13 protein-coding genes are annotated in these 13893 nt (G+C 67.1%); 6 read left to right on the forward strand and 7 right to left on the reverse strand.

What is annotated here, in order from left to right:
- Nucleotides 1-292 precede the first annotated feature (292 nt).
- Genes CMC5_RS12090 through CMC5_RS12115 form a run of 6 tightly spaced genes read right to left on the reverse strand, consistent with a single transcriptional unit; the run spans nt 293 to nt 7522 of the window.
- Nucleotides 293-2551, reverse strand: coding sequence for a glycosyltransferase family A protein (locus CMC5_RS12090; protein WP_050430553.1), 2259 nt, complete (start codon nt 2549-2551; stop codon nt 293-295).
- Nucleotides 2544-3677, reverse strand: coding sequence for a hypothetical protein (locus CMC5_RS12095; RefSeq protein ID WP_050430554.1), 1134 nt, complete (start codon nt 3675-3677; stop codon nt 2544-2546). The genes CMC5_RS12090 and CMC5_RS12095 overlap by 8 nt, the downstream gene beginning before the upstream one ends.
- On the reverse strand, nt 3674-5242 hold the full coding sequence (locus CMC5_RS12100) for a carbamoyltransferase C-terminal domain-containing protein (protein ID WP_050430555.1): 1569 nt from the start codon (nt 5240-5242) through the stop codon (nt 3674-3676). The genes CMC5_RS12095 and CMC5_RS12100 overlap by 4 nt, the downstream gene beginning before the upstream one ends.
- Nucleotides 5239-6060: a M20/M25/M40 family metallo-hydrolase gene (locus CMC5_RS12105; protein ID WP_050430556.1), complete on the reverse strand. Its 822-nt coding sequence runs from the start codon at nt 6058-6060 to the stop codon at nt 5239-5241. Before CMC5_RS12105 ends, CMC5_RS12100 begins: the two co-directional genes overlap by 4 nt.
- A complete protein-coding gene (locus CMC5_RS12110; RefSeq protein ID WP_050430557.1) occupies nt 6057-6989 on the reverse strand; it encodes a polysaccharide deacetylase family protein in 933 nt (310 codons plus the stop codon). The genes CMC5_RS12105 and CMC5_RS12110 overlap by 4 nt, the downstream gene beginning before the upstream one ends.
- The gene (locus tag CMC5_RS12115; protein ID WP_050430558.1) at nt 6986-7522 is read right to left on the reverse strand and encodes an SLOG cluster 4 domain-containing protein; all 537 of its coding nucleotides are present in this window, start codon (nt 7520-7522) and stop codon (nt 6986-6988) included. The genes CMC5_RS12110 and CMC5_RS12115 overlap by 4 nt, the downstream gene beginning before the upstream one ends.
- Before the next feature lie 83 nt (nt 7523-7605).
- Between CMC5_RS12115 and CMC5_RS12120 the strand changes: the two genes are divergently transcribed.
- Both CMC5_RS12120 and CMC5_RS44355 read left to right on the forward strand, forming a co-directional pair.
- Entirely contained in the window at nt 7606-8634 is a 1029-nt protein-coding gene (locus CMC5_RS12120; RefSeq protein ID WP_245678411.1) for a glutamine amidotransferase, read from the forward strand.
- Nucleotides 8635-8948: 314 nt separating this feature from the next.
- Nucleotides 8949-9209 (forward strand): hypothetical protein, encoded by a 261-nt coding sequence (locus CMC5_RS44355; RefSeq protein ID WP_156338506.1) that lies wholly within the window; start codon nt 8949-8951, stop codon nt 9207-9209.
- Between the two features lie 28 nt (nt 9210-9237).
- On the opposite strand, the gene CMC5_RS44360 is transcribed toward CMC5_RS44355, so the two are convergent.
- Nucleotides 9238-10596, reverse strand: coding sequence for a hypothetical protein (locus CMC5_RS44360; protein WP_156338507.1), 1359 nt, complete (start codon nt 10594-10596; stop codon nt 9238-9240).
- Nucleotides 10597-10869: 273 nt separating this feature from the next.
- On the opposite strand from CMC5_RS44360, the gene CMC5_RS12125 reads away from it, so the two are divergent.
- The 4 genes from CMC5_RS12125 to tnpC are packed head-to-tail and all read left to right on the forward strand — an operon-like array spanning nt 10870 to nt 13879.
- Nucleotides 10870-11406, forward strand: coding sequence for a glutamine amidotransferase-related protein (locus tag CMC5_RS12125; protein ID WP_156338508.1), 537 nt, complete (start codon nt 10870-10872; stop codon nt 11404-11406).
- Between the two features lie 33 nt (nt 11407-11439).
- Entirely contained in the window at nt 11440-11799 is a 360-nt protein-coding gene (tnpA, locus tag CMC5_RS49125) for an IS66 family insertion sequence element accessory protein TnpA (protein ID WP_050430262.1), read from the forward strand.
- Nucleotides 11793-12167, forward strand: coding sequence for an IS66 family insertion sequence element accessory protein TnpB (gene tnpB, locus CMC5_RS12135; RefSeq protein WP_050430263.1), 375 nt, complete (start codon nt 11793-11795; stop codon nt 12165-12167). The genes tnpA and tnpB overlap by 7 nt, the downstream gene beginning before the upstream one ends.
- A 5-nt stretch (nt 12168-12172) precedes the next feature.
- Nucleotides 12173-13879 (forward strand): IS66 family transposase, encoded by a 1707-nt coding sequence (tnpC, locus tag CMC5_RS12140; RefSeq protein ID WP_425394821.1) that lies wholly within the window; start codon nt 12173-12175, stop codon nt 13877-13879.
- Nucleotides 13880-13893 lie beyond the last annotated feature (14 nt).

The raw sequence follows: 13893 nt of genomic DNA on the forward strand, positions 1-13893 counted from the left end.
TTCGCTGGCATGTGAAGGCTGCAGAGCGATCGCTCTGGTGCGCAGACCGGCATGTGAGGGATGCCGACCGATCGTTCCGGTACGCCGACGGACACGCGAAAGGCGCAACGGCCAGCGTTCGCTGGAGGGGGCGCTTGCTGGTGACGGGAACCCTCTCTTCGTTGACCGTCCCCTGGTGGGCAAAGGTCGAATGAAGAGAAGGTCCCTGCGGAGAGCGACCATGTCGCCATGGTGGTCGACGACGGAGGACTCGCTCGTGGGAGGGCGAGGTCTTCGCAGGGAAGGTGCCGTCTCAGGGGCGCTGCGCTTCCTGCATCTCGTGCAGGTCCGCAGCGTCGAAGCGAACGTCGGCCAGGCGCACCTGCGCACGAACTGCAACGGAGAGCAGCTCGGTGCCGAAGGCCTCCGGGAAGGCGTTCTTGCTCGATTTCAGCAGCGTGATCACGGTCCCCAGGCTCTCCACGACGGCCGCGAGCCGACGGCTGGCGCACGCTTCGATGCTCGGGCGATCCAGGCTGCGCGTGTCCCTCAGCGCCTCGTAGAGGCCGACGCCGAGTGCGTCCGCGATCATGTCATGCACCGCGCTCTCCCGTGGAGGTCTCCCCTTGCGTGGGGTGCGGTCGTGGAACAGCGGGAAGGAGGCCCTCGCGATGCGGGCCCCGCCGGCCTGACAGGTGATGCACCACGTGGTGTCGCCGCGACGTGAGCGGATGCGGCCCCAGCGGAGCTGCACGAAGTCTTCGGGTCGCAGGACGCGCGGGGTGAGGAGGAGGGTGTTGCCTCCAGCCACGCTGGCAGCCTCCAGGTCGCCCCAGGCGCTCGCAGGAGCGCCGAGCCAGGGCAGGGCGGGTCGGGTCACCGGCAAGCCCTGGAGCAATCGGTCGACGACGGTCTCCCAGGACCATGCCCCGGACCGGCTCCACCAGGCCATGCGCATCGGGACGTGCAGCTCTGGCAGCGGATCGGTGCTCAGATCGTAGTAGGCGTCGCGTCGGCCGAGCTGCACCGCGGTGGGGTGCAGTGGGCCTTCCGTGAGGCGCTCGGGCGTGGCGGGGGTCGCCAGATCGAGGAGCTGACGCCGCAGGGTTCCGAGCGCAGGGACGGGGGGCGCTCCGCTGTTGCCGCCGAGGAGCGCGTCCACGCCGCGTGGGCCGTGCTGGAGGGCCAGGCACGCCACCCGGTGGAGCAGCGATCCTCCAGGGACCAGGCGGAATCCCCGCGTGTTCGAGGGCACGAGCATCTCGAAGCGAAAGTCCTCGTCGAGCATCCACAGCGGCTCGTCCGGGGAAGGCGTCCAGGCGCGGTGCTGCGCGGCGCGATGCGCGAAGCGCCGGGCTTCGGTCAACGAGAGCGGCCGGTCGGCCCGCGGGACGTCGTGCTGGGTGATCGCGACGCGGCGATCGGTCCAGCGTCGCAGGACCGCATCGTGGGCCTGGTCGACCTCGGGATCCTGGTCGTTGCGCACGAAGAGGATCTCGATGCCAGGGCCTTCGATGCCGAGGCGCCAGCCGGATCGGTCGAGGGCGGTCTGGAGCGAGGCGAGGAACCCGGCGACGCTGCCCGGCGTGTCGGTGGTGATGACGAGGAGGCGAAGCCTTCGCAGCCGCGGAGCGCCTCGTTCCCGCTCGAAGGCGTGGCTCAAGCGGTCGATGAAGGCCTGGTGGGCGTCGGTCTCGTCGTCGCTCCGGCACGTGGCTTCCAGCAGTGCCGTCTCGGCGGCGTGCAGGAGGCCCGGGAAATGCGCAGGGAGCGTGCCTGCCTTCGAGGCGCGCAGAAGGCGCCGTTCGAGGGCGGGCAGGGTCCACGGGTCCACGTCCCAGAGCGCGATGGCGCGTGCCCGGAAGGCGGCCTCCTGGCGATGATCCATCGTGGGGCCGTGGGCATCGAGGAAGCCCTCCATGCCCGGGGGGATGGCGCTCGCGCCTCGCCGCGAGAGGCGTTCCCCGTCGTGGGCGTGGTACTCCACGAGGGGCTCGCAGATGCGCCGGTAGTGCACGGGTCGGGCCTCGACGAGGCGGAGCCCGAAGTCCATGTCGTTGAACGCGGGCAGGTGCTCCGAGAAGCCTTCCGCCTTCCCGTAGAGCGCGCGGGTGAGCACCAGGTTGCTGCCTCGGATTCCGGGGTTGGCGACGAGGAAGGCGGTCCGGGTGAGTTCCTGGGGAGGGACTTTCTCCGGGCGGATGGCGTCGTGGGTGTGTTTCTCGAAGGCGGTCAGGGCGAGGTCGAATCCTGGGCCCTCTGCGAACACGGCGGCGAGGTAGCCGGGTTTCCAGACGTCGTCGTCGTCGAGGAAGCACAGGTGGTGTGCGCGCGCTTCTCGTGCCCCCTGGTTGCGGGCTGCGCCGGCTCCTCGGGGGCGCCCCGTGGACAGCACACGGCAAGGGAGGCCGTCGATCTGGGAGAGCACCTCGGTCCGTCGAGCGTCGTCGCCGTCGACGACGACGAGGATCTCCCGTGGGCGCGTGGTCTGGGCGAGCACGGAGGAGAGGGCCCTGCGGAGAAAGGTGGGGCGGTCTCCACGGGTCGGGATGATGACGGCGGCATCAATCATGGGCGGGGCGCTGGCGCCACCAGCGATGGATGTCGTCGGCGATCTGGGCTCCACCTTTCGGACCGAGGGCGGTGCGAAAGGCGAGGCGTGCGTCGGTGCGCGCGGAGACGGTGTGGATCTGGTGGAGCAGGTGCTGCGCCATGACGCGGAGGGACCCGTCCGAGCGCGTGAGCCGTCGCAGGCTGTCGAGCACGCCGTGCGTGTACGCGCCCTCGTCGTCGATCTGGTGCGGCAACGGCAGGCTGGGATCCAGCGCCGGGAGGTTCAGGCCGGGCGGGACGAGCGCGGCGTCTTCGTACCTGGCGAGCTGGAGAACCTGGGTCGCATTCTGGGGTGGGAGGAAGACGAGCGGGAGGTCGAGTGCGAGGGCCTCGAAGATGGCATTGAGGCCAGGGGCGGTGAGGAACAAGGCCGCGTCGGCGAGCGCTTGCAGGTAGGCGTGCTGGGGCAAGCAGACGGCCTTCGCGCGCGGGGGCAAGACCCGTTCGAGCACGTGGCAGGCATCGGCGCCGGCCGCGACGAGGACGGGGCCTTCGGGCAGGAGCGGTTCGGCTTCGCGGAGGAGGTGACCGATGCCTTCGAGGAACATGGGCGCGTCGTCCGGGTGGATGAAGCGGGAGCGGACCCCGCCGAGGTTGACGACCGTGCCGCGTGGGGCCTGGGAGCGCGGTGGCAAGCTGCGGATCAGGGGGCCGACGAGGTGAGGGCGCGACGCCGCGGGAAGGGTCTGGAGCCGCTCCTTCACGCCAGGAAAGGCCTGGGCGTAGGTACGCTCGGCGGCCGACCAGACGAGATGGTCTTTGCGCGCCGTGTACCAGTAGAGGATGTCGACGAAGAACACGGGCAGTCCGCGGCGGAGGTACACTTCGACGTTCGTCAGGTTCGACACCACGAGCGCGGCATCGAGGGGTTCATCCGCGATGGCTGCCGCCACGGCGTGGGGATCTTTGACGTCGACGGCGAGGGTGCGGCGTACGGCAGGATCGGTGCCGAGCAGCTCTGCCGAGACATCCCGCACGAGCGCCGTGGCGTCGGCGTCGAGGTGGTCGAGGATCGAGAGGAGCGCCGAGCTCGATCCGTAGGCCATGGGGTTCGCGTCGCACAGGAGCTGGAGTTTCCGCGTCATGAGGCCTCCGTGGCGAAGCGCGCCGCCGTGGTCTCGTCGCGGGGGACGAGCCAGCCATCGAGCCACGCGAAGTCGAGGTCGGACTGGTCGAGCGCTTCCAGGGCGCGGCGAGCGCCGTGAATCAGGGGGCGTCCCTGGGTGTTGAACGAGGTGTTCAGCACGATCGGAGGCTCGCCCTGCCGTTCCAGGTGGTCCAGCAGCCGACCCAGGAGCGTGTCTGGCGAGACGGTCTGGACCCGCGCCGTGCCATCGAGGTGAGCGGAGGCCGGGAAGCGTTCGAGGGCATCTCGGTGCAGCGGGGCGGCGAACGACATGTAGGGCGACGATGGGGGGTCTGGCAGGAACTGATGCGCGCGCGCTGCGGCGATGGCAGGCGCGAGCGGCCGGTACCACTCCCGGGATTTGATCCGCGCGTTGATCCGCTCCTTGGTCGCGATCGACCCGGGCAAGGCGAGGAGAGAGCGATGTCCGAGCGCGCGGGGGCCCAGCTCGGCGCGGCCGCTGGCGACCCCGATGATGGCGCCGCGACGCAGCAAGGTCGCGAGGTGATCGAGATCGGTACGGACTGCAGCGCGCCGCCGCAGCTCGTCCGGGGAAACGTCCTGCTGCAAGGGCAAGCCGACGAAGACGTCGGGTCGCGCGGTGGGTCGTTCGACGGACCAGAGCGCGCCGACGGCAATGCCAGCGTCGTTCGGCGCAGGGGGCACGTGGACGGGCAGGCCGAAGGTGCGGCGGATGCACTCGTTGGCGCGCACGTTCAGCGCGCAGCCGCCCGTGAGGACGATGCCGTCGTCGCCTTCGGTGAGGTGGTCTCGGACGGCCTGCAGGGTGAGCTGCTCGAAGACATGCTGGCTCGTCGCGGCGAGATCGCGCGCGTCGTCGCTGGACAGGGCGTCGGGCTCCAGCGGAAGGCCCAGGCTCTCGCCGAGCGAATACAGCGCCTGGTACGGCTCCTGGTAATGGCGGTAGTACTCCGCGACGGGGGCGAGCCAGGCTTCCCGGACGCGCCCGAGCGCCGCGTAGGCCATGATCTTTCCCGCGAGGGAGAGGTGCCCTGCGCGCGGTTGGGGGCGCCTGCCGGTGACCTCGGGCATGGTGATGGCGAGGAGCCGGTAAGGGGTGCCCAGGTTGAGCGGGAGCCGGTGCGCGTGGACGAGGGTGTCGTCGTTCACGCGGTACACGTTGAACGTCCCGTCGTTGCCGCCGCCGTCGAAGGAGAGGACGAGGGGCCTTCGGAAGGGCGCGTCGTGGATGCCGTGCAGCGCGTGGGCGCGGTGGTGGTCCACCGTGACCCACCGATCGGCCGAGACCAGCTCGGCGAGGATCCGCCGCTGGGACGGCATGACCCAGCTCGTGACGGCGACGTCGAAATGCTCGATGCCCGTCTCCTGCACGGCCGCCTCGATGGCCTTCCGCCATTGTTGCCGGAATGTCGCTTCGTCGCGGGCGCTGGCGAAGTACCGCTCCTCGAACAGCCTCTCGAGTTCGAGCGCGAGGCGCAGCACGCCATCCTGGGCGATGGCGAGGTTGGCGTCGTGCTGGGTGTGAAATGCGATGGTCTTCAAGGCAGCCTCTGCATGCCGAGGTGCTCCAGGGTGGCGACGAACTGGTGCGCCGAGAGGAGGAGCGCGCCGAGGGGGATCGATTCATTCGCGGCGTGGACGTTCGAGGCCTCGTCGTTGGGGCCGAACGAGGCGTAGGGGCGTCCGCGGAAGAGCTGGCTCACGGGCGCGCTCGACCCACCGGAGGCTCGGTTCAGCTCGCGATGCGCCACCACCGTGGACACGGCGTGGGCTGCGGCGAGATCTCGCCAGGTGGTGGGGAGGGGGTCGAGGGCGCTGGGCCACCGGGCAAGGAGGAGGCGCTGCCGATCGGGGGCCTCGAAGTACCCCGTTTCATCCAGCCACCACGAGACGTCCGTCTCGCTCAGCGCGTCGAGGTGCTCCGCCAGCAGGGGCGAGCCGGTCTCTTCTTCGCCCTCCAGCACCCAGACGATCCCGGGCCAGTCGCGGACGTCGCGCGCTGCGAGCAGGCGTTGCGCGAGGGGGCCCAGGTTGTCGGCGATGCCGCGCCCGTAGGCTCGGCCTGCGTCGACCCGGAGCTGTGTGGGATCGTGGGTCCAGTGGCCGTAGATCGGCTCGACGTCGTAGTGACCGTAAATGCCGAGTGTGGGGGCTCCGGGGGGCGCGCGTCGGCGCGCGATCAGCAAAGGGCTGTGCTGTCTGCGCTGCACCAGCTCCACCTGGAGGCCGAGTTCGTCGAGATGCACGCCGATCTCGGTGGCGACACGCTCGGCCGCCGGGCTCCCTGCCGTCGGGTGGAGTGCGATCCATCGCGCGACGTGGGCGAGCCACGCCTCTTCATGGTGCCAGCGTGGTTTCATCCGTCACCTTCCAGGGCAGGGAGCAGCACGCGCTGCACCCAGTGGGGGTCGTCGGGCACGAGGAACCGGCCAAGCCGCAAGGGGAGCTTCTGGGCGCGCCGATCGCCGAGCAGCAAGGCCGTGCGGTAGCCGCGCCGGGTGAGTTCGGCTTCGGCGGCGGCGCTCCAGGCTGCGTCGGGGTACGCCAGCGCGGTGGGGCGTGGGAGCCCGTGCCGTGCAAAGGCACTCTCCTGGTCGTCGAACTCGGCAGCGAGCGCCGCGCTGGTGAGGACCGGAAAGGGGGTGTGGGTCGCGCCGTGGGCTCCGACGGTCCAGCCGCGCTGCACCAGCCGCCGTAACGCTTCCCCCGAGAGGTAGAGCCCCGCTGCGGGTTCGGTCGGGCCTCCCAGGGCGTGTCCCAGCGCGCGCAGGATCGACGCCTGCTCGTCCTGGCTGGCGTAGAGAAAGTGCCGGCGCTCTGGACCGTCGACGAGCCGCATCCTGTCGTCGGTCTGGCTGAGGTCGAAGGACCACCGTGAGCCGTTCACGGCGAGCTCGCCGCGAGACTGCCGGGCGCGGGTGAGCGCCGCGTACCAGCGATCGGCCGGTAATGCGCCGGGGGGCGCTTCCAGGGTGCAGGTGGTGACGAACACGGTCGCGGTCACGCCAGAGGCGTCGAGTACAGGCAGCGCGTGGTCGACCACGTCACGGTAGCCGTCATCGAAGGTGAGCCAGACCGAAGGGCGTTCGAGTTCCGCCTGGCCGTGGGCCCAGGCGCAGACCGTGGCCTCGTCGACGAGGGCACAGTGCCGGGTGAGCTGCTCGATCTGGCGCGCGAAGCTGCCGAGGGAGACCGCCGTGCCGCGACGAACGTAGGGCCAGCCCTCGGCCAGGGGACCCGTGTCCGGCAGGACGCGGTGGTAGCTGAGGATGGCGAGCGGAGGGCTCATGCGAAGTGCGGGGGCGCTGGCACGTCGTGGGCAAGGGTCCGGGCGAGGCGCGCGGCCTCGCAGGGGGCGAGCGGCCCATGGATCTTGTCCGTGCGGCGATCGTCCAGCCCCTCGCCAGCGAGGCGCGTCGCCCAGCCCTCCGAGTCCCCGACGCAGAGGATGGGGCGGCCCAGCTCCCACGCGAGCGCGAGTTCTCCGAGGGTGCCCGAGCGCCCGCCCACCGCGAGGACCACGGAGGCCGAGGCGACCAGGATGGTGTTGCGCGCATGGTTCATGCCCGTGCAGAGGACGACATCGGCCATGTCGGAGGCGTCGTGGGTCCGGTAGCTGGGAAGAACGGCGAGCGTGTCCCCCGACTGGTACCGGCTGGAAGCGCGCGCGCCCCGCAGGGCGGCATCCATCACGCCACCGAGTCCTCCGGTGACCACGCGGAAGCCGCAGTCCACGAGCGCTGTGCCGAGTTCATGAGCGAGCGCGAGCTGCTGCTCCGTTGCCCGTGTACTTCCGATGACGGCAGCGAGCGGACGGCGCATAGGGGTAGATTTTGTACTGTAAGTCACGTGGACTGGGGCGAGGGAAACGCCCCCTGCGACCGTGGAGAGCGCCCCCTGCGACCGTGGAGAGCGCCCCCTGCGACCGTGGAGAGCTGGCGCAGGCGACTGCCGCTTCGTGCAGTCCCCCTGGCTTCGGGCTGGGCCTCAGGCTGGGCCTCGGCCTGGGCCTCAGCCTGAGCTTCGGGCTGGGCCTCAGCCTGAGCTTCGGGCTGGGCCTCGGCCTGGGCTTCGGTTTGGGCCTCAGCCGTGGCTTCGGTTTGGGCCTCAGCCTGGGCTTCGGGCTGGGCCTCGGCCTGGGCTTCGGCGTCGAGGCCCACCTCGGAGAAGCCCGGTCCTCGACATCGAGGCTACACTCCGCGCCCATGTCGATCCCTCCAGCGAGACTTCTCATCGTCACGACCGGCGACCCGATCCCCTCGGTTCGCGAGCGTCGTGGCTCCTTCGCCGACATGATTCGCCGCGCCATCGGCCCGGTGTGGACCGGCGAGTACGCCTTCGCCGATGCGCGCGACGGGACCTTCCCGCAGCCCGGCGAGGCCGACGCCTTCCTCCTCACCGGCTCGCCGGCCAACGTGCCCGACCGCGATCCGTGGATCGTGCGCACCGAGGGCTGGCTGCGTGATCTGGTCGGCTCGGGGGTGCCGGTGTTCGGCATCTGCTTCGGCCACCAGATCCTCGCGCACGCGCTGGGGGGCGAGTGCGTGCGGAACCCGAAGGGGCGCGAGTTCGGCACCGTCTTCGTCGACCAGCGCCAGGACGAGCCGCTGTTCGCCGGGGTGCCGCGGCGCTTCCAGGCCAACGTCACCCATGTGGACACCGTCGGCCGTCTGCCCCCGGGCGCGGTCAGCCTCGCGCGGTCCGAGCAGGACGAGCACCAGGCCATCCGCTTCACGCCCACGTGCTACGGCGTGCAGTACCACCCGGAGATCGACGCCGAGATCATGCGCGGCTACATCGAAGGCCGGCGGGAGACGCTGGACGCCGAGCGCTTCGACGTCGAGGCGCTCCTGGACGGAGTGACCGAGGCCGAGGCAGGGCGGCGGACGATGCACAACTTCCTGCGCCACGTCGTCTTCCCGCGCCTTGCGTGACGGTCGCTGACGGGGGGCGGTCGTCGACGCCTCCTGCGCTTCTGCCCTCCAGCTGCTGCTTTTCAGCGCCGTGGCGCTCCATGACGGAGGGTCAGGGGCGCTCTCCTCCCCTCGCTCCTCCTGCGCGCGAACCCACGGATCCTTGCGGGATCACCGAGACCTTTGCGAGACCGGGGCGCCTGGGCAACAGGCCATGGCTCGCGTCACACCGTCTGCTCAGGTGATAGGCTGGAGAGTTCGGAGGGCTGGTGACGCATGAAGGAGGCTGAGAGGGAGCCCGCCATCTGCATCCTTCAACAAGAGAGGAGGGATGGATGAAGGGGATCCGGATGAAAGAGGAAGAAGCCATTGCGCTGGCAAACTTCATGGTCGAGCACTATAGCAGGACGGGTGTACAAGGGCGTGGAGTGGCAATGCGTAACCGCCGGAGCAGAAATCGATGCGGACAAGAAGTGGTGCGTTGCGTTTCAGCTTCGCAGCTTGCCCCAAGAGAAGGCATCGCGGAGGGGCTGAGGCTGGTCATCGTTGATCCGAAGACCGAAGAAGTCGATTTCTGGGTTTCCACTCCCCACTAGACTAATCGATTAGATGACAAATGAAGACTCAATGGCACTCCTGCGCCTTTACGTCTTTCTCTTCTTTCTTTAGTATTCCGCATCCTCGATCGCAATCCACGAGCCAAGTGCCTTTTCGACCGCAACCTGGTATTGGACCATCAACCCAGCCTTCGTCGGCATTTCTGCAGCGATTGATGCATTTGCCTTGGTTGCTCCAACGCTGAGTGCTGTGTCCGTCGCAGTTGTAATCATATGAGCCGTTAGAGCGAGGAGTGCTGAACCAGGCAGTCTGACCTGGGTTAACCGTCTTATCTGTATCGTCGCAATCGCCGCCGAGAGAGACGTAACCACTGGGTTGGGTGCAAGATTTTTTTGAAATGGCACTGTCGCCATAGCCGTCTTTGTCGAGGTCCTGATACCAGGTTGGTCCATTGGTATCACAAGGCAAGCAGATGCTGGAGATGCATGTGTTGCCTTGTTTGCAGTGGTTGTCGCTGCAGCATGTCTCATTGGTTGAACCGCATTGGGAGCATCTTTCACCGCTGCAGCTCAGTCCTGGTTTGCACTGTCCCTCGCAGCAAGGCTGTCCATCGCCTCCGTGCAGTCTGGCAATGTTAATGATTTTAGTTTCCGTCGATGTGGCTATGGAGACGGAGGAGTCGTCGCAGATATTCCCACGCGTGCAATGGTATATGAGTGAGCCGTTGCCAAGTGGAACTAGGACTGGAAGGTTGAAATTGTTGATTGAAATGCACTGGGCATTAATTTCTTTGATTGCTTTGAGGAGTGGGGCCTTGTCTTGACTATGGTGAAGACTGTAAGATATTTCTATTTTGATGATCTTAGAAACGTCGTCCGATTTCACACGCAGCCCGTTGTGGTTACCTCTCATGCAGTCGGACCAGGCATCGATGATTGTGGTTTGCGCATATTTGCGAACCTGCATGTAAGCATGTTGAGCGTCGACCGAACGCTCATCATCACTGCAATTGTCTTTCTTGTACTTGTCGCGTAGCGACGTGTCATAGTTGAATGAGGAGCTTGCCGGAATTCCATATATGATAGCCTTGCTACTCAGACCGAGCTGCTTGGCTGATCGAAAGTCTCTTATCTCTGTCGCGCACTGCCACTTTCTATACGCCTCCTGAGCCGCAGACGAAGACAGGTAAGTCGTAGAACCAAAGATTCCTTCGGCAAGTATGGTGTCGCAGCGATTCGCTGGCTGGGTGATGCCGACCGATAACGTTGCGACAGTCGATGAACATATGAATAGCGCGAAGATTTTTTTCATAAAACCGCCTTTCTGTGGGCCAAATGCGGCATGAGGGAGCGTCGTCGAAAGGAAGACGAACCCAGCCAAAAGGGAGAGGACTTGTCCCGAAGGATGAGGGGAAGAGTGGGACACGCAGTCCCGCTCGTGAGGCAAATGTCGCGCCATGAGCTGTGGTGCTGCTCCGCAGCCACCAGTCGCGAGGGGGGGGAGCTGGCTGAGGCGAGAGACGCTAGCTTTTCCACACTCACCAGAAGCCTTAACGGTTTGCCCCTAAGAAGACCTTCAGAGCAGACAGCACTTCTGTGTCGCCATGAGGACATCGCTATTCTGTATGGACCACGACAGAGGCAACCCCGTCAAGCTGGCGCAGCGGTGCTGAGTGAGCACACCATCCAGGACCGAATTGTGGACTTCATTTATGAGTCCGCTGCTTACAGCGCCAGGACGAGCCGCTGTTCGCCGGGGGTCCCGCGGCGGTTCCAGGCCAACGTCACCCACGTGGACACCGTCGGCCGTCTGCCCCCGGGCGCGGTCAGCCTCGCGCGGTCCGAGCAGGACGAGCACCAGGCCATCCGGTTCACGCCCACGTGCTACGGCGTGCAGTACCACCCGGAGATCGACGCCGAGATCATGCGCGGCTACATCGAAGGCCGGCGGGAGACGCTGGACGCCGAGCGCTTCGACGTCGAGGCGCTCCTGGACGGGGTGACCGAGGCCGAGGCAGGGCGGCGGACGATGCACAACTTCCTGCGCCACGTCGTGTTCCGTAGCCGCTGCACGGACCCCACCTTCAGCATCCCCTGGGATGTGTTAGGCGGGCCGTTCCTCGGCGCCACGGCGTGGCGACCTCACGTGCCGGGGGGGACGCGGATGACGCCGACAGGCGCTGCGAGGTATCCGTCCGGTCACCGCCATCGTGATCAGCCGAGTGCGGGCGGGTAACTCCAGAGGCCATCGAAGGCACTGGAGGTTGAGATGGCGACGCGAGCGGAGTGGAGCGAGAGGGTAGAGCGGTGGAAGCAGAGCGGCTTGAGCGCGAAGGCGTTTGCCGGGTTGGAGGGCTTGAAGGTCCAGTCGTTGTACTGGTGGACGTCGAGACTCCGTACGTCCTCTGGAGCGGCGCTTCAGAGTACTCCGCCGAGGTTTCTTCCGGTCCGAGTCGTCAAGTCCCCGCAGGCTCATCCGGCGCGCGTAGGGGTGGCGCCGTCGCCTGCCATCGCAGCCGGCATCGAGCTGGCGCTCCCCAATGGGTGCATCGTGCGGGTGCAGGAGGACTTCGATGCGACGACGCTTGCGCGGCTGCTCCGCGTGGCTGGAGGGACTGGCGCATGCTGATGCTGCCGCCGTCGGTGCGAGTCTACGTCGCGGCGGAGCCTACGGATCTTCGCAAAGGCTTTGATGGCCTGTCGGCGCAGGTGATGCAGCGATTCGGCACCGACCCCCTGAGTGGCCATCTGTTCGTCTTCCTCAACCGCAGGGCGGACCAGGTGCGCATCCTGTTCTGGGATCGCACCGGCTACTGCATCGTGTCCAAGCGGCTCGCTCAAGGGCGATTCCACCTCACCCACGCCGTGAGCGCAGGGCGGACGCATGTCGAGATGGATGCCGCCGAGCTTGCGCTGATGCTCGAAGGCCTCGACCTGTCGGGTGCGACGAGGAAAAAGCGCTGGAGGTTGCCTTCGCCCGGCAAACTCGCGGCGTAAATTGAATGCCTTGTGCTGTGGCGCGCGGTGAATACACCGCTCGATACGTGGCCCGCTCTTCTTCTGCTGTCGTCAAGGCTCCCGTCGACCTCGTGCAGGTTCGGCGCCAGCTGACCCAGCTCGCGGACCGAGGATGCGTCACGGAGCTCATCGAGCACGTGCTCGGATGGCTCACGCAGCTGACCGACGCACACCATGCTCTCACGCTGCGCCTCCAGACCGCACTGCGAGCCTTGTACGGTCGCAAGAGCCAGAAGGTCAGCTCGCAGCAGCTCTCGCTCTGGCTGACCACGCTGCTCGACGCCGACGAGGCCCCTGCTTCTCAGCTCCCTGAAGCTCCGCCCGATGATGCTCCGCCCGAGAAGGGGGAGCAGGCAGCTCCCCCTGCCGACCCACCGAAGCCACCGAAGCGTGCAGAGCGTGCGCCGCTGCCAGCGCATCTCGAGCGCCATCGGGAGCGCTTGACGGTGCCCGCCTCGGAGCGCGTCTGCGGTCAATGCGGTCGAGACAAGGCCTGCATTGGCTACCGGACCAGCGAGGTGCTCGACTTCATTCCTGCGCGTTTCATCGTCGTCGAGCAGCAACGAGAGAAGCTCGCTTGCCCACGCTGTCCCGAGCAGGGCGTCTCCACCGCTCCGCCCGACAAGGTCATGGACCGCGGTCGTCCCGGTCCTGGCCTGCTCGCCAAGCTCGTCGTCGACAAGTTCGAGGACTCGATGCCCCTGTATCGGCAGGCCCAGGCGTGTGCGCGCTCGGGCGTCGTCCTGTCGTCCTCCACGCTCGGAGACTGGACCGCGTTCACCCTCGACCTGCTCGCGCCCATCGCGGCGCGCATCACCGAGCGGGTCCTCGCCGAGCCTTATCTGCGCACCGACGATACCGGCATTCCCGTCCAGGACCGCAAGCATCCTCGGCGCCTCAAACGCGGTCACCTGTGGGTCTTCGTCGGCGACCACCTCGCTTCCTTTCTCTATGCGCCCGACTGGAAGGCCAAGCACCCAGCGGCCCTGCTTCAGCCCTTTCAGGGCTTTCTTCAGGGCGATGGCTACGCTGGCTACAATGCCATGCTGCGCCAATCCACTCACTCCGCGCCGAGTCTGTCCGAGGAGCGTCGGCTCGGATGCGGCATGCACATCCGCGCCAAATTCGAGAAGGCTGCCAAGCTCGGCGATCTCAGCGCCGCCATCGCTCTCGGCTACTTCAAGGGCATCTATCTTGTCGAGGCCGAGTGCAAGGCGCGCGGTTTCTCTCCAGAGCAGCGGCACGCTTATCGACAAGCCCACGCGATGCCCCTGGTCGATGCACTCTTTCAGTGGGTGCGCGAGACCCACAAGACGCTCGTGCCGAAGACGCCTCTGTATGAGGCGACCTTCTATGCGAAAGGTCAGGAGGCCGCCTGGCGACGGTGCTTCTCCGACGGGCGCTTCGAAATCGACAATGGCGAGGCGGAGCGGCAGCTGCGCAAGATCGCTGTCGGTCGCAAGAACTTCCTTTTCGCCGGCTCCGACAAGGGCGCTGAACGTCTCGCCATCGGCTTCACGCTTTTCCGCTCGTGCAGCCTGCAAGGGGTCAACCCTCTCCTCTGGGCCACCGATGTCATCACCAAGCTGCAACGCGGCTGGCCACGCTCGAGGCTCGACGAGCTACTCCCCGACGCTTGGTCCAAGGCGCACACCAGCGACGCAACGGCTGTAGGCGTCGCCGCCTCGTAGCCGCATCCGCATTC

The organism is Chondromyces crocatus (assembly GCF_001189295.1).
In the GTDB taxonomy this organism is placed as follows: Bacteria; Myxococcota_A; Polyangia; order Polyangiales; family Polyangiaceae; genus Chondromyces; species Chondromyces crocatus.